The organism is Streptomyces neyagawaensis (genome assembly GCF_023516595.1).
GTDB classification, from domain to species: domain Bacteria; phylum Actinomycetota; class Actinomycetes; order Streptomycetales; family Streptomycetaceae; genus Streptomyces; species Streptomyces neyagawaensis.
Map to the genome: position 1 here is coordinate 37,699 of NZ_JAMGBG010000050.1, position 20,021 is coordinate 57,719.

The following is a 20,021-nucleotide window of genomic DNA, read 5'->3' on the forward strand; positions in this document are numbered from 1 at the left end:
CACCCAGAAACGGAGCCCCAGTCATGGCCCAAGCCGCAGCCGTGGCGAAACCGCCCGCGCCACCCCGGCGGAGCCGTGCCTCGCTGCCCTACCTGCTGATCACCCCGGCCGCCCTGCTCATGCTGGGCTTCATCGCCTACCCGGTCGTCAGCGTCTTCTCCTACAGCCTCCAGCACTACAACCCCACCAAGCCCTGGCGGAACGGCTTCGCCGGCATCGACAACTTCGTCCACGCCTTCACCGAGGACCCGCTGTTCTGGGACACCCTCGTCTTCAGCGCCCAATGGGTCGTCGTCGAGGTCGGGCTCCAGCTGCTGTTCGGCCTCGCGCTGGCTCTGATCGTCAACCAGACGTTCGTCGGCCGGGCCCTCGGCCGCGCCCTCGTCTTCTCGCCGTGGGCCGTCTCCGGCGTCCTCACCTCCGCGATCTGGGTGCTCCTCTACAACTCCCAGACGGGCATCACCCGTTACCTCGCTGACATCGGCATCGGCGAGTACGGCACCAGCTGGCTCTCCGACACCTCCACCGTCTTCTCGGCGGCGGTCGTCGCCGACCTGTGGCGCGGTGTCCCCTTCTTCGCGATCCTCATCCTCGCCGACCTCCAGTCCATCCCGAAGGACCTCTACGAGGCCGCCGAGGTCGACGGCGCGAGCCGCGTCCGGCAGTTCTTCCACATCACGCTGCCGCACCTGAAGGACGCGATCATCCTCTCCACGCTGCTGCGCGCGGTGTGGGAGTTCAACAACGTCGACCTCCTCTACACCCTGACCGGCGGCGGCCCTGCGGGGGAGACCACCACCCTCCCGCTGTACATCGCCAACACCTCGGTCGACGCCCACAACTTCGGCTACGCGTCCGCCCTGACCACGGTCGCGTTCGTGATCCTGCTCTTCTGCTCGATGGTCCATCTGCGGCTGAGCAAGTTCGGAGGCGAGTCCAAGTGATCACCAAGGACGCCGAGAAGGTCGCTCCGGTGACACCCGCGCCGGTGGCCGAGGTGCCCCCGCGGCGGCCCCGCAGGCAGCACCGCGCCTGGGACGAGGTGCCCCGCTGGCAGATCTATCTGCCCCTGTCGGTCTACCTCGTCTTCACCCTCGTCCCGTTCTACTGGATCCTGCTGTTCGCGCTCCGCAGGCCCGGCTCGACCTCGCTCGTGCCGTGGCCCCTCACCTTCGAGCACTTCGAGAAGGTGTGGAACGAGCGCAGCTTCGGCACCTACTTCCAGAACAGCGTGCTCGTCGGGGTCGTCACCCTGCTGATGACCACGCTCGTCGCCCTCGCCGGCGGCTACGCCCTCGCCCGCTTCGACTTCAGGATCAAGCGCGGCTTCATGCTGGCGCTGCTGTGCTCCCAGTTCGTCCCGGGCGCACTGCTCCTCGTACCGCTGTTCCAGATCTTCGCCGAGCTGCGGATGATCAACTCGCTCGGCAGTGTCATCCTCGCCGAGACGGTGTTCCAGCTGCCGCTGTCGATCATCCTGATCAGCACCTTCATCAAGAACGTGCCGTATGCGCTGGAGGAGGCGGCCTGGGTCGACGGCTGCGACCGGTTCACCGCGTTCCGGGTGGTCGTGCTGCCGCTGCTGCGGCCCGGTCTGATCGCCGTCGGCTCCTTCGCCTTCGTGCACTCCTGGAACCACTTCCTGTTCGCGCTGATGTTCCTCAGCAACCAGGAGAAGCAGACCATCCCGGTCGGCCTGAACACCCTGCTCAGCGCCGACAGCGTCGACCTGGGCGCGCTCGCCGCGGGCGGCATCATCGCCGCGGTCCCGGTCGTCATCGTCTTCGCCTTCATCCAGAAGTGGCTGATCACCGGCTTCAGCGCGGGGGCGGTGAAGGGATGAGCAACCGAAGGAGAGGTCCCTGCCTCGTCGCGCTCGCCGGGATGCGGGGTTCCACCGCCGACGCCGCCCATGTCCTCACCGTGCGCAACGCGCACAACTCCGGCAGCGAGCGCGATCTCACGGCCGACGTCGGCCGGGCGCCTACCCTGCACCAGAAGATCGACAGCGCCGGGCGGGCCGACCGAAAGGTGGCGCGCGGCGCGGGCGCAGGGAGGATCCCATGAACCACACCACCGCTTACGACACCCCGATCCCGCTCGTCCTCGCGGGCGCCCGCGGCCACGGACGCTGGCACCTGGAGAACATCCGCCGCCTGGCGGACAAGGGGATCGTCCGCCTCGTCGGCGTCTGCGAGCTGACCCCGCTCGCCGCGGACGAGATCCCGGACGGCCTCGGCACCCCCGAGCAGTCCGCCGACTTCGGCGCGCTCCTCGACTCCACCGGCGCCGCGATCGCCGTGATCTGCACCCCGATCCCGACCCACACCGACCTGGCGCTGGCGGCGGCCGAGCGGGGCGTGCACATCCTGCTGGAGAAGCCCCCGGCCCCGTCGTACGCCGAGTTCCGCAGGATGGCGGACGGGGTGGCCGCCGCCGGAGTCGTCTGCCAGATCGGCTTCCAGTCGCTGGGCTCGCACGCGGTGCCCGCGATCCGCCAGATGATCGCGGACGGACTGATCGGCGAGGTCACCGGCATCGGCGGCGCCGGCGCCTGGGCCCGCGCCGAGGCGTACTACCGGCGGGCGCCCTGGGCGGGCAAGCGCCGCCTGAACGGTGTCGACGTGATCGACGGGGCGCTCACCAACCCCCTCGCACACGCCGTCGCCACCGGCCTCGCCCTCGGTGACGCGGGCCGCGCCGAGGACGTCGCCGCCATCGAGACCGAGCTGCTGCGGGCCAACGACATCGAGTCCGACGACACCTCCTGTGTGCGGATCACCACCGCCCGCGGCGGCCGGATCACCGTCGCGGCCACGCTGTGCGCGGAACACCCCGACGAGCCGTACAACGTGGTCCACGGCACCAGCGGGCGGATCACCTTCTGGTACAAGCAGGACCGCGTGCTCGTCCAGCGGGCCGGACACGGCCCCGAGGAGATCGAGTACGGCCACACCGACCTGCTGGAGAACCTGGTCGACCATCTCGTCGACGGGGCCGACCTGTTGGTCCCGCCGGACACCACCGGCGCGTTCATGAAGGTCGTCGAGGCCATCCGCACCGCCCCCGACCCCCGTGCGCTCCCGGCCGGCGCCTGGCACCTGCTGCCCGAGGAGGACCGCAGGGTCGTCGACGGCATCGACGCCCTGGTCACGGCCGCCGCCGACGACCTCGCCCTCTACTCCGAACTGGGCGCCCCCTGGGCGCTCCCCGAGCCACCGGCGAACGAGGTGAGTACCTGATGACGACCGACGAGTCCCTCGTCCTGCGGGTGGCGGGGCGCCCGGTGGGCCGGTACCACGCCCGGTCCGAGGTGCCGGCCCGCCTCGCGCCCCGCCCCTGCCTCCACCCCGTCACCACTCTCTCCGGTACGGCGGTCACCGAGCTGAGCCCCGCCGACCACCTCCACCACCTCGGCGTCGGTGTCGCCGTTCCCGACGCCGAGGGGCACAACTTCTGGGGCGGGCGGACCTACGTCCGCGACCGGGGCCCGACCGACCTCGACAACCACGGCTCCCAGCGTCACATCGCCTTCCAGCTGCGCGACCCGGACGGCTTCGTCGAGGAACTGCGCTGGGTGGCGTCCGGCACCGAGCTGCTGCGCGAGCGCCGTACCGTCGCGGCCACCGAACTGACCGACAGCGCCTGGGCGTTGGACTTCACCTTCTCGCTCACCAACACCACCGGCGCACCCGTCTCGATCGGCAGCCCCGTCACCCACGCACGCCCAGGGCGCCGCGCCGGGCTCGCCGTGCTCGGGGACGCCTTGCGCTGGACCGGGCTCCAGCGGGACGCCGACGGGAGCGTGCATCTCGTCCACCGGTTCGCCGAGACCGTCGCCGTGGGGGCACCTCCCACGCCTTCAGGGCAGTGGGGGAGGGAGCGGGACGCGGCACCTCCGAGCCCGGCGCCCGACGGGCGGGCCCGGCTGCGCATCGAGACGCGCGCCGGGGCACGCTGCCGCTTCTCCTACGAGGTGGGGGAAGGGTGGCACTCCTGCGGCATGGTCTTCGCCGCCACGCCCTGGCGCTGGGTCGGCGCTCTGCTCGGCCTCTTCGCGGTCGCGCCCACCGGCGGGGGACACGCCGGGGCGGCCACCTTCACCACCTTCCGGATCACCCCCTCCTCGTAACTCTTACGCCTGTTGGGAGCCGCAATGACGCACCTCCGCAACAAGAAGATCAGCAATCACAGAAGCAGGCGCGCCGCCCTGGCTGTCGCCCTCGGATTTGTCCTCGCCCTGACCGCCACCGCCTGCGGTGACGACGGCAGCGGGACCGGCGGAGACAAGGGCTCCGAGGGCAGCGGCAAGGGCGAGATCGTCTTCTGGGACAACAACGGCGGTGTCCGCACCGACATCTGGAAGGAGATCATCGCCGACTTCCAGAAGGCCAACCCGGACATCGAGGTCGAGTACGTCGGTATCGCGGCCACCGAGTACCAGTCGAAGGTCGACACCGCCATCCAGGGCGGCGGTCTGCCGGACGTCGGCGGTGTCGGCGCGGCCATGGCCGCCGGGTTCGCCGCGCAGGGCGCGCTGGAACCGCTGGACGGCCGGCTCTCCAAGTCCTCCCTGAACGGCAAGCTCAACGAGGCGATGGTCGAGTCGCTGAAGTCGGCGGGCGGCGGCGAGGCCCTGTACTCGATCCCGACCTCCGCCAACAACGGCGTCCTCTACTACCGCACCGACCTGTTCAAGGCGGCCGGCCTCGACGAGCCGACCACCTGGGACACGTTCTACAAGGCCGCCGAGAAGCTCACGGACAAGGACAAGAACAAGTTCGGCTACACCATCCGCGGGGGTGCCGGTTCCATCGCCCAGGCGCTGGACGCCATGTACGGGCAGTCGGGCATCACCTCGTTCTGGGACTCCAGCGGTGAGAAGACCACCGTGAACGACCCGAAGAACGTGGCGGCGCTGGAGAAGTATGTCGGCCTCTACAAGAAGGTCACGCCCGCGGCCGGCCTCAACAACGACTTCACCAAGATGGTCGCGCAGTTCGACTCAGGCACGATCGGCATGCTCAACCACAACCTGGGCTCCTACCAGGACCATGTGAAGGCGTTCGGCGACAAGTTCCGGGGCATCCCGCAGCCGACCGGCCCCGGCGGCAAGCGGGTCCAGGTCTCCAACCCGGTCGACGGGCTCGGCATGTTCAGGAGCTCGAAGAACAAGGAGGCCACCTGGAAGTTCATCGAGTTCGCCCTGTCGCACGAGGAGAACTCCAAGTTCAACGAGTCGGCGGGCCAGGTGCCGGCGAACAACGAGGCGGCGAAGGACGAGTGGATCCAGCAGGCCGAGCCGACGAAGCTGGCCGCCGCCGCGCTGACCGACGGGTCGACCTCGATCGTGCAGCTGCCGTACTACCTGCCGGACTGGAACACGATCTCGAAGGCCGACAACGAGCCGGCCTTCCAGAAGGTGATGGACGGGCAGACCAGCGCGAAGGAGTTCCTCGACGCGCTGGCCCACCAGCTGAACAAGGCGCAGGCCGAATGGAACGAGCAGCAGGGCTGACAGGCCGCCTCCGGTTCCCCGCGCCCTTGGAAGAAGGGGGCGCGGGGGCACCCCACCTCACAGGAAAGGCACCGCACATCGCTCGTATCCCGCAAGCCTGTTGAGAAAGGCACCCGCACGTGTCCCTCACCAGTAGACAGGTCACCACCGCGGCGCTCGCCGCCGTTGCGCTCGCCGTCGCCACCACCGGGCCCGCCTCCGCCGCCGTCTCCTCGGGTCGGGTCCGCCATGAGCCCACGGTGTACATCGCCGGTGATCGGCCCCAGGGGTAGCGCCCGCTCCGCGCCCCTCGGGGACGCCCCCTTCTCCACCTGTCCTTGTGAAAGGAACCCGCACTTATGCGTGCTCATGCCTGGCATGCCCATGTCATTGCTACCTTCGTCGGCTGCACCGCCCTCGTCCTCGGGGTCACCGGGACCGGCGTCGCCCAGGCGGGCGAGCGTGACCTCGGCCGGCAAACCCTTCCCTCCGGTGACGGCTGGGGCTCGGCCGACGGCGGGACCACCGGCGGCTCGGCGGCCGACGCCGAGCACGTCCACACCGTCACCACCTGGGCGGAGTTCAAGGCCGCGCTCAGGGACGGCGGTGACGCGCCGAAGATCATCAAGATCAAGGGGATGATCGACGCCGTCTTCCAGGGCTGCGACGCCTTCGTCACCGGCGGATACGACCTCCAGCAGTACCTGAAGGACTACGACCCGGCCGTGTACGGCAACGACAAGGTCGCCATGGGCCCGCAGGAGGACGCCCGGGTCGCCTCCGCCGCCCGGCAGGACGCGGAGATCAAGGCCAACATCCCCAGCAACACCACCATCGTCGGCGTCGGCAGCAACTCCGGCATCCTCGGCGGCAGCCTCCAGATCAAGGGCGTCCAGAACGTCATCATGCGCAACCTCACCATCGAGGCGCCGCTGGACTGCTTCCCCAAGTGGGACCCCACCGACGACAACCGCACCGGCAACTGGAACTCCGAGTACGACGCCGTGGTGGTCCACGGCACCCACCATGTGTGGCTCGACCACAACACGTTCACTGACGGGCGCCACCCCGACAGCGAGCGCCCGGTCCACTTCGGCAAGGTCTTCCAGCAGCACGACGGTCTCACCGACATCGTGCGCGGCGCCAACCACGTGACCGTGTCCTGGAACCGCTTCGAGAACCACGACAAGAACATGCTGATCGGCAACAGCGACGGCTCCGCCTCCCAGGACGCCGGAAAGCTCAAGGTCACCCTGCACCACAACCGCTTCGAGGGGATCCTCCAGCGCTCCCCGCGTGTGCGGTTCGGGCAGGTCGACGTCTACAACAACCACTACGTGGTGAACGAGGAGCAGAAGGACGACTACTACGTCTTCGGTGTCGGCGTCTCCTCGCAGCTCCACGCCAGCGACAACGCCCTCACGCTGCCCGCCGGGGCCATGGCCGGCAAGGTCCTGAAGAAGTGGAACGAGTCCCCGCTGACCGCCGAGAACAACTACGTCAACGGCAGGCTCACCGACCTCATCGCCGTCCACAACGCCGAGATCCCGGCCGAGACCCTCCAGTCCGGCGCCGGCTGGACGCCGGCCCTGCGGGGGAAGGTCGACTCGCCTCGCGCCGTGCCCGCGATCCTCAAGGCCGGGGCGGGCGCGGGAAAGGTCTGCTGATGACCGACCGCGGAAATGCCCTGAGCAGACGGTCGTTCGTCGTCGCGGGTGCCGGGGCCACGCTCGCGCTCGGGACGGCGGCACCGGCCCACGCATCGCGCGGCCGGTCGCCCTTCGGACGGTACGGCTCACCGGCCGCCCGGCTCGACGAGCGGACGCTGTACGTGCACGCCGGGGGCGCCGGGGACTTCACCACCGTGCAGGCCGCCGTCGACGCGGCGACCGGCACCGGCTACACGCTGGTCGTCGCACCCGGCGTCTACCGCGAGACCGTCGCCGTGAGCACCGCCCGCACGGACATGACCTGGATCGGTGCCTCCGGCGACGCCCGCGACGTCACGGTCGTCCACGACAACGCGGCCGGCACCCCCAAGCCCGGCGGCGGCACCTACGGCACGACAGGATCGGCGACCACCCTCGTCCAGGGCGACGGGTTCACCGCGCGGGACATCACCTTCGCCAACGACTGGCTGCGCGCCGACCACCCCGAGATCAGCGGCACCCAGGCCGTCGCCCTCAAGGTGCAGGGCGACCGATCGGCGTTCGTGCGGTGCCGGTTCCTCGGACACCAGGACACGCTGTACGCCGACACGATGGCGCTCGGCACCTTCGCCCGCCAGTACTTCCGGGACTGCTACGCCGAAGGGGACGTGGACTTCGTCTTCGGCCGGGCCACCGCGGTGTTCGAACGCTGCCGCTTCCACACCCTGACCCGGACCGACCCCGCCTCCGCCCCGTACGGGTTCGTGTTCGCGCCGTCCACCGCGGGCGCCAACCCGCGCGGCTGTCTGGTGACCCGGAGCCGGATCACCAGTGGGGCCCCGGAGGCCCACTACAAACTGGCCCGGCCGTGGGTGCCCAGCTCCGACACCACCGCCAAGCCCATGCTGACCGTCCGCGAGACCCGGCTCGGGGCGGGCATCGACGCGGTGGCCCCCTACACCACCATGTCCGCCGGCTTCCCCTGGCAGGACCAGCGGTTCGCGGAGTACCGCAACACCGGCCCCGGCGCCCGGATCACCGTCCCGGAGAACCGGCCCCAGCTCACCACGGAGGAGGCCGCCGAGCACACCCGCGAGGCGTACCTCGGTGACTGGGCTCCCTGGAAGGGGCGTTGACGTGCGCCGACTGACCGTGCGCGACCTGACCCTCGCCCACCCCACCCGCACGAGAAAGGAACCGCTCTCCATGTCTCGTCGTACCACTCTCGCCCTGGGCACCGTCCTCGCCCTCGGCGCCGGGCCGGCCGTGCTGCCCACCCAGGCGCACGCCGCGACCGTCGTCGTCAACACCACGACCGCCCTGTCCAACGCCCTCAGGAACGCCACCCCGGGCACGGTCATCCAGGTGCGCGGCGGCACGTACTATCCGACGGCCACCCTCCAGTCCACGGCGAACGGCACCTCCTCCAGCCGCATACACCTCCAGCCGTACGGCTCGGAGACGGTGAAGATCGACGGTTCGAACCTCCCCGACGGCGACTGGATCTTCAAGTTGACCGCGGACCACTGGACCGTCTCCGGGATCACCTTCCAGAACTCCCCGGACAGCGCGGTCGTCTGCCAGTCCTGTGCCTCCACGGTCTGGGACACCATCAAGACCATCAACGGCGGTGACTCCGGCTTCACGCTCACCGGCGACGGCACCACCAACAACACCGTCCGCAACATCGACTCCTACGGCCACTACGACCGGGCCAACCACGGGGAGAACGCCGACGGCATCGCCGTGAAGTTCGGCTCCGGTGGCGGCAACCTCATCACCGGGGCCCGTCTCTACAACAACGCGGACGACGGCCTGGACCTCTGGTCGTTCTCCTCGCCCGTCACCGTCGAGCACACCTGGGCGATGGGCAACGGCAGGAACCGCTGGGGCGACTCCGCGTTCGCGGGTGACGGCAACGGCTACAAGCTGGGCGGCGACGGCGAGACCGTGGCCCATGTCGTCAACAACTCGGCGGCCTGGGACAACGCCGGTAACGGCTTCACCGAGAACAGCAACAAGGGCGCCATCGTCATCAACCGCACCACCGCCTACGCCAACGCCAAGTGGGGCTACTACTTCGCGACCGGCGCGGCCCGCCTCGGCAGGAACCTGGCCGTCGGCAACGGCGGCGGCTCGGTCACCAAGGGCTCGTCGGTCGTCTCGTCCGGCAACACCTGGGACTCCGGCGTGTCCACGCCCGCGTTCCGCTCCACCAACGCCTCGACGACGTACAACGCCCGCCGGTCGAACGGCGCGCTGCCCGCGACCACGTTCCTGACCACGGGGAGTACGACGATCGGGGCGACGATGGACTGAGCCGGACTCCCGAGATCTTTCGGGATCGCGCGGCAACCTTTCGCCGCGGGGCGACGACCAGTGACAGAAGCGGGCCGGGGCGGGCCCCCCGGCCCGCTTCGCTCCTCGTCCCCCGAGAAAGGAACCCCCGTGCGTCAGAGCATCGGGCGCCATCGCAGAACCGGCACCCTGTCGATCGCGGCCGCCGTGGCCGTCGCCTCGGGGGCGGGCGGCGTCCTTCTCGGCCTCTCGAACGACGGCGCCAGAGCCGCCGGGACCACGGTCACCGTCTCCAGCACCGCGTCGCTGGAGTCCGCCTTCGCCCGGGCCACCGCCGGTACGACCATCAAGGTCCGCGCCGGCACCTACCAGCCCACCCGGACCCTGAAGTCCACGGCCGACGGCACCCCCTCCGCCCGGATCACGCTCACCGCGTACGGGGACGGGAAGGTCAGGATCGACGGCTCCGCGCTGCCCGCCGGGTCCTGGCTCGCCGCGATCCACGGCGACCACTGGACCGTCTCCGGCATCACCTTCCAGAACTCCCCGGCGCAGGGCTTCGTCGCCACGTCGTCCGTCGGCGGGATCTTCGACAACCTCGTCACCGCGAACAACGGCGACTCCGGCTTCACCCTGCGCGGCGACGGCACCACCGGCAACCTCGTGCGGAACCTGGACAGCCACGGCAACTACGACGCCGCGAACCACGGCCGGAACGCCGACGGCATCGCCGTGAAGTTCGGCTCCGGCACCGGCAACCGGATCACCGGCGCCCGCCTCTACGACAACGCGGACGACGGGCTCGACCTCTGGCAGTTCTCCTCGCCCGTCACCGTCGAGCACTCCTGGGCCTTCGGCAACGGCAGGAACCGCTGGAACGACAGCGCGTTCCAGGGCAACGGCAACGGGTTCAAGCTGGGTGGCGGCGGTGCCTCCGTCGCCCACTCCGTCCACGACAGCGCGGCCTGGGCCAACACGCTGCACGGCTTCACCGAGAACTCCAACACCGGGGCGATCCGGCTGCACCGCAACACCGCCTACGCCAACCGGGCGGACGGCTTCTACTTCGCCACGGGCAAGGCCCGGCTGACGCGGAACCTCGCGGTGGGCAACGGCACGGGGAAGGCCCGGCTGGGTCCGCGCACGGTGTCGGCGGACGACAACTGGAACAGCGGGGTGGCCACACCGCCGTTCCGGTCCACGGACGCCCGCGCGATGGACGGGCCGCGTGGCAGGGGCGGTGCGCTGCCGGTCACGGCGTTCCTGACGACCGGCTCCACGGCCATCGGCTCGACGATGCGCTGATCCACGAGAAGGGCGCCCCCCGCCGGTCGTCACCGGCGGGGGGCGCTTGTCGTGCCGACCGAGGGGGGCTCAAGTCGGCACCACTGCCGGCCGAGGGGGGGCTCAGGCCAGCAGGTCCACACAGTCGAACGAGGTGCCCGGGCTCAGGAAGGCCCTGCCGCTCGATCCACTGACGACATCGATCTTCAGTACGTTGTACCCACGGGTGTTCGACTTCCAAGCAAGGGCGGGGACCTGGAAGGTGAACATGTGGTTGTTCCCCCGGTACGAACCCGTGGTCAGGGAACGCGTCGAGGGCTGCTCGGGCGGCGCCGGGACCGGCGACACCCACTCGTTGACCGTCACCCGCGGCCGGCCGTTCGAGAACGCGTCCGTGACCCCGATCCTCAGGGTGCGCGCGGCGGCGGCCTGCGCGGCGGTCAGCTTGAAGTGGACGCGGACCCCGTTGTTCACGTCCTGCCACACATACGCCGGGAACGTCGCCGTCTGGTCGCCGCCGCCGAGGGTGACGTCGCCCGTCCACTTCGCGGCACGGCCGTCGGAGGGGTGCGCGTACGTCATCAGCTCGGCGTTCTTGAACCCGCGCGGCGTGCCGTCCCAGTCGCCGAGCCGCCACAGGGTCCGCGCCGCGGACGGATCCCCGGTGATGGTCAGGGTGTTGAGCGCGGTGGAGCCGCCCGCCGTCACCGTCACCTGCCGGGTGTGCACGGCCAGCTCGCCCTTGTAGACGGTCAGGGTGTACGTGCCCGGCAGCATGCCCTTGCAGGAGAAGGCGCCGGTGCCGGCCGCGGCCTTGGTCCAGTACTGCGCGTCGGCGTTGGCGAAGCCGACCGTGTAGGCGTGCTTCGGGTCCATGCCCTTCAGCCCGACCCCGGCCACCTTGCCGCGTCCCGCCCTGCCGACCCAGCCGGTGATGCCGAGGCCGTCCACCCAGGAGGTGTCCAGCCGGTCGTGGGCCAGGGCGGCGGAGGGGGCGCCGCCGTCGGTGAACGCGAGGACGTACGGGCCCTGGAGGCCGAAACGTTCCGGCTCGGTCTGGGCCTGGTTGTAGTGCAGGATCTCGTAGAGCCCGGCGCCCTTGTCGTTGGAGTGGCGCAGCAGCGAGCGGTAGAACGGGCCGCCGGACGCCTTCTCGTGGTTGGAGCGGACGAGCCACAGGCCGACCTCGCCGGTGGTGAACCCGATGTGGTCGTAGTCGATGACCCGCTTGCCCGAGTAGTGCTTGGAGTGGGTGGTGCCGTCCGCGCGCCGCCACACGTCACCGGCCTCGATGACCTGGTCGGAGCTCTCGATCCAGGAGTCCGGGCCCTCGTTCGGGAACACGCCCGGCTTGAGGCGGACCAGGAAGCGGGTCGCGGTGAAGGAGGCGTCCGCCTTGTGCGTCCACAGGTGGATGGTGCTCTGGCCGCTGCGGGCCGCGTACCACTGGGTGATCGCGCCGTGCACGGCCTTCACCAGGATCGTCTGCCCCGACTGCCGGAGCGTGACGGTGGCGCTGCCGAACCCGGACTCGACATGCGAGTGCCTGCCGCCGTAGCCCTCGTACTCCTTGCCCCGGTAGCGCAGGGAGGTGAGGTCGCCGGTGGACTTGGAGACCTTGAAGACCAGGCCGGCGCCCGTGTCGACGACGAGGTTGCGGCCGTCGTCGGAGTGTCCGAAACCGGCGGCCGACGCCGTGGAGAGGAGGCCGGTGCCACCCGCGACGGCGGCGCCGGTGGCGGCCACACCGACCGCGGTGGCGCCGAGCAGCCGTCTGCGGGACAGGCGTCGTCTCTTGTGCGTGCTCAAGGGGCGTGCTCCGGGAATGGTGGATTCCGTATCGCTCGTACGTGAGAGCAGATGACGGGAACCGGCAGCCGGTTCCCTTCCCGCTCTCACGTCTTCCGGTCGCCACCGGCGGCCAAAGGGTTGCCGCCCCCGCGAGATTTTTCCGCGGGATTCTCTACGAGTCGCCGTCGTCCGACGAGCCGCCCTTGTCGGGGCTCTCGAAGCCGCCCGCCACCGAGAACTCCTCGCCGCCCGCCGTCGCGGTCACCGCGTAGCGGTCGCCGCTCGCGTCCCGGTCATCGCGCCCGCGGTTGTACTGCCCGGCGAAGACGGACTCGCCCTTCGGGACCGTACGGCCGTCCTTGAGCACCCAGGTGTAGACCAGGAAGCCGTCGTCCTCCGCGACCGTCAGGTCGAAGTCCTGTGCCGGCAGTGAGCGCCAGGCGCCGGTCGAGGAGACCCCGCCGGTCTCGGCGATCCGCAGCTGGACGGTGAGCCCGGTGAGCTGCTCGCTCGTCCTCAGGGTCAGATTGCTCTGCGCCCAGAACTCGTTGCTGTGCGGGTCGACCGAACCGCCCGACCAGAGCGGACCGTCCTGCCCGTCCCCCGAGGAGGGCAGCTTCGGGACGGGGGAGTTCTTGGCCGACGGCGTGCTCGACGGCTCGGAGCTGGGCCTGCTCTCCTGCTTCGACCCGCCGCGGGTCGGCTGCGGGTCCGGCGGGATCGGGGCCCGGCTCGTCGCGGCCGGGGACTCCACCGGCGTCGGCGACACCACGACGCTCTGGTCGTTCGGCCGTTCCTCGCCCTTCACCGCCGACGCGACGGCGTAACCGCCCACCGCGAGCACCCCCGCGACACCGGCGGTCGCGCTGACCACACGCACCCAGCCCCACAGCGGCGGCCGAGTGGCCTTCCGGCTGGGGCGCCGCTCCTCGGGGGCCGCCATCCCGCGCTCGATCCGGGCCAGGATGCGGGCGCGGTCGGGCTCGTGTGCCTCGGCCGACTCGCGCAGCCGGGCACGCAGCTCCTTGTGCACGTCCCTCATCGGTCCCTTCTTCCGCTGCCCGGCGCACCCGCGCCGGTCACCCTCGCACCCCTGACACCCGCGCCCGTGATGCCGGCGGGCATCCGCTTCGGGGCGTCCCCGGTGCCGAGCAGCTTCTGCAGCTCGGCCATCCCCTTGGACGTCTGGCTCTTCACCGTACCGACCGAGACGCCGAGGGCGAGCGCCGTGTCCTTCTCCGAGAGGTCGAAAGCATGCCGCAGCACCACGCACGCCCGCTTGCGGAACGGCAGCCGGCGCAGCGCCGACTGCACGTCGACCACCCCGGCCACATCGGGATTCTCGGTCTTCTCCTCGCGCTGCGACCAGAACAGCGTGATCCGGCGGCGCTCCCGCACCGCGCTGCGGATCCGGGTACGGGCCAGGTTGGCGACCACACCGCGGGCGTACGCCACCGGGTGATCCGCCGCGCGGACCCGGTCCCAGCGGTGCCACATCGCGAGCAGCGCGTCCGCGGCCAGATCGTCCGCCGCGTCCGCCTCGCCGGTCAACAGATGGGCCAGACGGGACAGTTCGGCGTAATGCCGTTCGAAGAAGTCGTGGAACTCCACGGAGGCTGCGTCGTCGACGACCGTGCCCACGGGCGACCTCTCTCCTCGCTTCGGCTGGAGGCACCGGGACCGGATGCCTGTGCGCGTCGCGTGAACGACACGTGATCGTCCGGGGATTCCCCCGACGAGATCCGGAAGAGTAGCAGTGATCGTGAACGAACTTCGTACGAGCCTTCGAACGCGGTCTTACGGGGCGAACGTCGATTCCGTAACACGGCGAAAACCTGAACCGGGTTCAACGAAGGAACAATCCAGCCAGCACCCGCGCGTAGTACGCACACGTCACTAGGAGCACCGCCCATGTCCGAGGCACAGAAGGTGGCCGACCGGCCGAGCACCCCGCCACAGGGGGTGAACAGCGTCGATCGCTTCTTCGCCATCACCGCCCGGGGATCCACTTTCGCTCGTGAGATCCGCGGCGGCCTCGCCACGTTCTTCACGATGGCATACATCCTTGTCCTGAATCCCATCATCCTGGGCAGCGCCAAGGACAAGTACGGCCACACCCTCGACGGCGCCGAACTCGTCACCGCCACCGCCCTCGTGGCGGCCGTGATGACGATCATCATGGGTGTCGGAGGCAACCTGCCGCTCGCGCTCGCCGCGGGCCTCGGACTCAACGCGGTCGTCGCCTTCCAGATAGCCCCGCTGATGAGCTGGCCCGACGCGATGGGCCTGGTCGTCCTCGAAGGTCTGCTGATCTGCGTCCTGGTGGTCACGGGCCTGCGCGAGGCCGTCATGCACGCCATACCGCAGCCGCTCAAGCAGGCGATCAGCGTCGGCATAGGCCTGTTCATCGCCTTCATCGGCTTCGTCGACGCCGGGTTCGTCAGCCGCATCCCGGATGTCGCGAACACCACGGTTCCGGTGCAGCTCGGCGCGACCGGTTCGCTGTCCGGCTGGCCCATCCTGGTCTTCTGCCTCGGTGTCCTGCTGACCATCGGCCTGCTCGCCCGCAAGGTGAAGGGCGCGATCCTGATCAGCATCCTGACGATGACGGTCGTTGCGATCGTGATCAACTCGGTGGCCGACATCAAGAGCTGGGGCCTGACCACCCCGAAGGTCCCCGACGACGTCGTGGCCGCCCCCGAGTTCGGACTGATCGGCGACTTCAGCTTCTTCGGCTCGTTCGGCGAGACCACCGTCATCACGGTCGTCCTGCTGGTCTTCACCCTGCTGCTCTCGGACTTCTTCGACACCATGGGCACCGTCGTCGGCGTCAGCGCCGAGGCGGGTCTGCTCGACGAGGAGGGCAAGGTCCCGAACCTCGGCCGGGTCCTGCTCATCGACGGCGCCGCGGCGGTCGCCGGCGGCGCCTCCTCCTCGTCCTCCGCGACCTCCTACATCGAGTCCGCGGCGGGTGTCGGCGAGGGCGCCCGCACCGGCTTCTCCAACCTGATCACCGGCGGCCTCTTCGCGGTCGCCCTCTTCCTCACCCCGCTACTGACCATCGTCCCGATGCAGGCCGCCGCCCCCGCACTGGTCGCCGTGGGTTTCCTGATGATGACCCAGGTCAAGAACATCGACTGGGACAGGTACGACATCGCCATCCCCGCGTTCCTCACGATCGCCGTGATGCCGTTCACCTACTCCATCACCAACGGCATCGGCGCCGGCTTCCTCGCCTACGTCCTCATCAGGACGGTCCTCGGCAGGGCCAAGGAGATCCACTGGCTGCTGTGGGGCACCTCGGCGCTGTTCCTGGTGTACTTCGCGATCAACCCGATCCAGCAGCTGTTCGGCGTGCGCTAGGGCGACAGGCCCTGGACGCCATGAGGGAAGGGCCGCCCCCCGGGGGAAAGGGGCGGCCCTTCGTCTGCGGACGGTCCTCGACCGGTGCCCTCAGTCCTTCAGCGCCGCCCGCATCACGGCCTTCGCGACCGGCGCCGCCAGCCCGTTGCCGCTGACTTCGGAGCGGGCCGCGTTCGACTGCTCCACGACCACCGCGACGGCGACCTCCTTGCCGCCGGCCTTCGCATACGACGTGAACCAGGCGTACGGCGTCTTGCTGTTCTTCTCGCCGTGCTGGGCGGTACCCGTCTTGCCGCCCACGGTCGCCCCGCCGATCCGTGCGTTCGTGCCCGTGCCGTCCTCGACGACCGTCTCCATCGCCGAGCGCAGCTGCTTCGCGGTGGAGGCGCTCACCACCTGCTCGGTGCCGGCCTCGGAGTCGTAGTCCTTCAGCACGTCGCCGCCGCCGTCGGTGATCTGCGACACCATGTGCGGCGCCACCAGCTTGCCGTCGTTGGCGATGGCCGCCGACACCATGGCCATCTGCAGCGGCGTCGCGGTGACGTCGTACTGCCCGATCCCGGTCAGCGCGGTGGACGACTCGTCCATGTCGGACGGGTACACGCTGGTGTACGCCCGCACCGGCACGTCCTGCTCCGTGTCGTCGAAGCCGAACTTCTCCGCCATCGCCCTGACCTTGTCCTGGCCCAGCTTGACGGCCATCCGCGCGAACACGTTGTTGCACGAGTACTGCAGCGCCGTACGGATGGAGGCGTTCTCGCAGGGCGCGTTCGGGTTCTCGTTGCTCAACTCGGTCGTCGTGCCCGGCAGGGTGTACGGGTCGGGGCTGTCCGTCTTCACGTCCACCGACGGGTACAGCCCGTCCTCCAGCGCGGCCGCCGCAACGACCAGCTTGAACGTCGACCCCGGCGGCAGCGGCTGCCGCAGCGCCCGGTTGGTCAGCGGCTTGTCCGGGTCCGCGGTGAGCTTCTTCCAGGCCGTGCCCGCCGTGTTCGCGTCCGTGAGCGACGAGGGGTCGTACGACGGCGTCGACACCACCGCCAGGATCTTCCCGGTCGCCGGGTCGATCGCGACGGCCGCGCCCTTCTTGTCGCCGAGCGCCTCGTACCCCGCCTTCTGCACGGACGGGTCGATCGTCGTGATCACGTCGCCCGGGTCGGACCGCTCGCGGGTCAGGGTGTCCAGCACGGTCTTCAGCCGGGGGTCCGTGCCGTTGAGCAGGTCCTGGTAGATGCCCTCCAGCTGCGTGGGCGCGTAACTCTGCGAGGCGTACCCCGTCACCGCCGCGTACAGCTCACCGTCCTTGTAGGTGCGCATGTAGGCGAGGTCACCGCCCTTCGTCCGCGCGGAGCCGGTGACCGCGTCACCGCCCACGATGATGTTCCCGAGCGGCGCCGCGTACGTCTCGATCGCGTTCCGCCGGTTGTTCTTGTCCTCCGCGAGCGCCGTGCCCTCGTAGAACTGCACCCAGGTCGCCCGCACCAGCAGGGCGAGCACGAGGAGCAGGGTGAAGACGGCGCTGCGCCTGATCGTCTTGTTCATCGCACCCGGACAGACGAGCGGAACACGGTCGGTCGTTCCTTTCCGCCCCGGTTCTCATGAGGTCTTCATGTGCCCGGAGGGGGTCCGTCCGTCGTCTGCCGAGGTGCCCGTGCGTGCCGGTCAGAGCCTGCGGGTCGCCAGCGTCAGCCGGTCGCGGGCGTCGAACAGGGCGTCCTTGACCAGCTGCTCGTGCGCCGGGGTGAGCCGGGCCACCGGCACGGAGCAGCTGATCGCGTCACGGGCCGGGGTGCGGTACGGGATCGCCACGCCGAAGCAGCGCAGACCGAGGGTGTTCTCCTCGCGGTCGACGGCGAAGCCCTGCTCACGGACCTGGTGGAGCTCCTCGATGAGCTGCTCCCGGTCGGTGATCGTGTGCTCGGTCAGTGCCGGGAGGGTCTCCGGGAGCATCTTGCGGACCTGCTCGTCGGTGTGGGTGGCGAGCAGCGCCTTGCCGAGCGAGGTGGAGTGGGCGGGCAGCCGCCGGCCGACCCGGGTGAAGGGCCGCAGATAGTGCTGCGACTGCCGGGTGGCCAGGTAGACCACATTGGTGCCGTCGAGGCGGGCCAGGTGGATGGTCTCCGTGGTGTCGTCCGAGAGGCGGTCGAGCGTGGGGCGGGCCAGCGCCACCACCTCGTCCCCGTCGATGTACGAGGTGCCGACGAGCAGGGCCCGTACGCCGATGCCGTACCGCGTGCCCGTCGCGTCCGTCTCGACCCAGCCGAGCTCCACCAGGGTGCGGAGCAACATATAAAGGCTGGACTTGGGATAGCCGACGGCCTCCTGCACTGCCGCGAGGGAGTGCATTCCGGGGCGCCCGGCGAAGTATTCGAGCAGTTCAACGGTCCGAACCGCCGACTTGACCTGCGCTCCGCCGCCCGTCTCGACTGCCGACATCGCCCTTGACCCCTTCGTTCAACGGGAAATAGTCTCCAACACCATATTCATCATTGAAGACGGCGTTCAGCATATCGAACGACCCTGGTGAATGACCCAGACAATACCCCTGGGAATGACCCAGAAATACGTGGAGGGACCGCGGTGGCAGCAGCACCAGTCTGGAGTGTCGACCCCCGAACCGGGAAGCAGCGCGAGCAGGTTGCGGTGGAGGCCACAGCCCAGGAGGTGGACGCCGCCGTCCGCGCGGCCCACGCGGCCCGCGGCGCTCTCGCCGACCGCACCGTCCGCTCGGCGTTCCTGCGCACGGCGGCCGACCAGCTCCAGGCGGCCAAGGACCAGCTCGTCGAGGTCGCCGACGCGGAGACCGCGCTCGGCCCGGTCCGCCTCACCGGTGAACTCGCCCGCACCTGCTACCAGCTGCGGGCCTTCGCCGACATCGTCGACGAGGGCGCCTTCCTCGACGTGGTGATCAACCACCCCGACGACACCGCGACCCCGCCCATCCCCGACCTGCGCCGCTACAAGGTCCCGCTGGGCGTCGTCGCCGTCTACTCGGCCTCCAACTTCCCCTTCGCCTTCTCCGTCCCCGGCGGCGACACCGCGAGCGCGCTGGCCGCCGGCTGCCCGGTGGTCGTCAAGGCCCACCCCGACCACCCGGCGCTGTCCGAGCTGGTCGCGATCGTGCTGCGCCGCGCCGCCGCCGAGCACGGCATTCCCGAGGGCGTCCTCGGTCTCGTCCACGGCTTCGAGGCGGGCGTCGAGCTGGTCAAGCACCCGCTGGTGACCGCCGCCGGCTTCACCGGCTCCGTACGCGGCGGCCGGGCCCTGTTCGACGCGGCGGCCGCGCGGCCGGTGCCGATCCCGTTCCACGGCGAGCTGGGCTCCCTCAACCCCGTCCTCGTCACCGAGGCCGCGGCGGCCGAGCGCGCCGAGGCGATCGGCACGGGTCTCGCGGGCTCCATGACCCTCGGCGTCGGCCAGTTCTGTGTGAAGCCGGGCCTGGTGCTGGCGCCGGCGGGCGACGCCGGCGACCGGCTGGTCAAGTCGCTCACCGACGCCGTCAGCGACGTCGACGCGGGTGTCCTGCTCGACCACCGGATGCGCGACAACTTCCTCGCCGGTGTCGCCGAGCGCGCGGAACTGCCGGACGTGGAGTCGCCGGTGACGGCGGGCGCGGGTGGCGAGCACACCGTCAGCCCCGGCTTCCTCACCGTCCCCGCCGGTAAGCTGGCGGTCGAGGGCGAGCACGACCTGCTCCTGGAGGAGTGCTTCGGGCCGCTCACGGTCGTCGCGCGCTACGAGGACGAGGACGAGGCCAAGACGGTGCTGTCCCGGCTGCCGGGCAACCTCACCGCCACGGTGCACCTGTCCGGTGAGGAGGCCGCAGGAGAGGGGCGCGGCCCGGAGCTCCTCGCGGAGCTGACGCCGCTGGCCGGCCGTGTGCTCGTCAACGGCTGGCCGACGGGTGTGGCGGTCGCCGCGGCCCAGCACCACGGCGGGCCCTACCCGGCGACGACGTCGACGTCCACCTCGGTGGGCGGCACGGCCATCGAGCGGTGGCTGCGGCCGGTCGCGTACCAGGGGGCACCGGAGGCGCTGCTGCCGCCGGAGCTGAGGGACGACAACCCGCTGGGACTGCCGCGCAGGTTCAACGGCGTTCTGGAGCGATAGCGCCGTCAGGGGTGCGGTGGGCTGTAAGA

17 protein-coding genes and 1 pseudogene are annotated in these 20,021 nt (G+C 70.3%); 13 read left to right on the plus strand and 5 right to left on the minus strand.

Features of this window, described 5'->3' with window-relative positions:
- The first annotated feature begins 23 nt into the window (after nt 1-23).
- From M8J73_RS22255 to M8J73_RS22305, 11 genes and pseudogenes are all read left to right on the plus strand, one after another.
- A complete protein-coding gene (locus M8J73_RS22255; RefSeq protein ID WP_055540120.1) occupies nt 24-944 on the plus strand; it encodes a carbohydrate ABC transporter permease in 921 nt (306 codons plus the stop codon).
- Complete coding sequence (locus M8J73_RS22260; protein WP_055540119.1) at nt 941-1,843, plus strand: carbohydrate ABC transporter permease; 903 nt, start codon at nt 941-943, stop codon at nt 1,841-1,843. Before M8J73_RS22255 ends, M8J73_RS22260 begins: the two co-directional genes overlap by 4 nt.
- 71 nt (nt 1,844-1,914) lie before the next feature.
- Nucleotides 1,915-2,067 (plus strand): annotated as a pseudogene (locus M8J73_RS22265) (pectate lyase); the annotation flags it as partial.
- Complete coding sequence (locus M8J73_RS22270) at nt 2,064-3,242, plus strand: Gfo/Idh/MocA family protein (protein ID WP_055540117.1); 1,179 nt, start codon at nt 2,064-2,066, stop codon at nt 3,240-3,242. The pseudogene M8J73_RS22265 and the gene M8J73_RS22270, both read left to right, overlap by 4 nt.
- A complete protein-coding gene (locus M8J73_RS22275; protein ID WP_079054985.1) occupies nt 3,242-4,132 on the plus strand; it encodes a DUF6807 family protein in 891 nt (296 codons plus the stop codon). Before M8J73_RS22270 ends, M8J73_RS22275 begins: the two co-directional genes overlap by 1 nt.
- A 24-nt stretch (nt 4,133-4,156) precedes the next feature.
- Complete coding sequence (locus M8J73_RS22280) at nt 4,157-5,518, plus strand: ABC transporter substrate-binding protein (RefSeq protein ID WP_055540116.1); 1,362 nt, start codon at nt 4,157-4,159, stop codon at nt 5,516-5,518.
- Nucleotides 5,519-5,637: 119 nt separating this feature from the next.
- The gene (locus tag M8J73_RS22285) at nt 5,638-5,790 is read left to right on the plus strand and encodes a hypothetical protein (protein WP_240501453.1); all 153 of its coding nucleotides are present in this window, start codon (nt 5,638-5,640) and stop codon (nt 5,788-5,790) included.
- A gap of 66 nt (nt 5,791-5,856) precedes the next feature.
- The gene (locus M8J73_RS22290; RefSeq protein ID WP_055540115.1) at nt 5,857-7,164 is read left to right on the plus strand and encodes a pectate lyase family protein; all 1,308 of its coding nucleotides are present in this window, start codon (nt 5,857-5,859) and stop codon (nt 7,162-7,164) included.
- A complete protein-coding gene (locus M8J73_RS22295; RefSeq protein WP_055540114.1) occupies nt 7,164-8,282 on the plus strand; it encodes a pectinesterase family protein in 1,119 nt (372 codons plus the stop codon). Before M8J73_RS22290 ends, M8J73_RS22295 begins: the two co-directional genes overlap by 1 nt.
- Before the next feature lie 70 nt (nt 8,283-8,352).
- Complete coding sequence (locus M8J73_RS22300; RefSeq protein ID WP_055540126.1) at nt 8,353-9,465, plus strand: right-handed parallel beta-helix repeat-containing protein; 1,113 nt, start codon at nt 8,353-8,355, stop codon at nt 9,463-9,465.
- 129 nt (nt 9,466-9,594) lie between these two features.
- The gene (locus tag M8J73_RS22305; protein ID WP_055540113.1) at nt 9,595-10,749 is read left to right on the plus strand and encodes a right-handed parallel beta-helix repeat-containing protein; all 1,155 of its coding nucleotides are present in this window, start codon (nt 9,595-9,597) and stop codon (nt 10,747-10,749) included.
- A gap of 102 nt (nt 10,750-10,851) precedes the next feature.
- On the opposite strand, the gene M8J73_RS22310 is transcribed toward M8J73_RS22305, so the two are convergent.
- The 3 genes from M8J73_RS22310 to M8J73_RS22320 form a co-directional block, all read right to left on the minus strand.
- Complete coding sequence (locus tag M8J73_RS22310; RefSeq protein WP_055540112.1) at nt 10,852-12,537, minus strand: rhamnogalacturonan lyase B N-terminal domain-containing protein; 1,686 nt, start codon at nt 12,535-12,537, stop codon at nt 10,852-10,854.
- A 154-nt stretch (nt 12,538-12,691) separates the two neighbouring features.
- Nucleotides 12,692-13,561 carry a hypothetical protein gene (locus M8J73_RS22315; RefSeq protein ID WP_055540111.1) on the minus strand — a complete coding sequence of 290 codons (870 nt, stop codon included), beginning with the start codon at nt 13,559-13,561 and terminating at the stop codon, nt 12,692-12,694.
- On the minus strand, nt 13,558-14,160 hold the full coding sequence (locus M8J73_RS22320; protein ID WP_055540110.1) for a SigE family RNA polymerase sigma factor: 603 nt from the start codon (nt 14,158-14,160) through the stop codon (nt 13,558-13,560). The genes M8J73_RS22315 and M8J73_RS22320 overlap by 4 nt, the downstream gene beginning before the upstream one ends.
- A 270-nt stretch (nt 14,161-14,430) precedes the next feature.
- Here M8J73_RS22320 and M8J73_RS22325 point away from each other — a divergent pair, with 270 nt between their 5' ends.
- The gene (locus M8J73_RS22325) at nt 14,431-15,882 is read left to right on the plus strand and encodes an NCS2 family permease (protein ID WP_055540109.1); all 1,452 of its coding nucleotides are present in this window, start codon (nt 14,431-14,433) and stop codon (nt 15,880-15,882) included.
- A 90-nt stretch (nt 15,883-15,972) separates the two neighbouring features.
- Here M8J73_RS22325 and M8J73_RS22330 read toward each other — a convergent pair whose 3' ends face one another.
- Nucleotides 15,973-17,424, minus strand: coding sequence for a peptidoglycan D,D-transpeptidase FtsI family protein (locus tag M8J73_RS22330; RefSeq protein WP_055540108.1), 1,452 nt, complete (start codon nt 17,422-17,424; stop codon nt 15,973-15,975).
- Between the two features lie 120 nt (nt 17,425-17,544).
- Nucleotides 17,545-18,318, minus strand: coding sequence for an IclR family transcriptional regulator (locus M8J73_RS22335; RefSeq protein ID WP_055540107.1), 774 nt, complete (start codon nt 18,316-18,318; stop codon nt 17,545-17,547).
- A gap of 144 nt (nt 18,319-18,462) precedes the next feature.
- On the opposite strand from M8J73_RS22335, the gene M8J73_RS22340 reads away from it, so the two are divergent.
- On the plus strand, nt 18,463-19,992 hold the full coding sequence (locus M8J73_RS22340; RefSeq protein WP_079054984.1) for an aldehyde dehydrogenase (NADP(+)): 1,530 nt from the start codon (nt 18,463-18,465) through the stop codon (nt 19,990-19,992).
- The last annotated feature ends 29 nt before the right edge of the window (nt 19,993-20,021 follow it).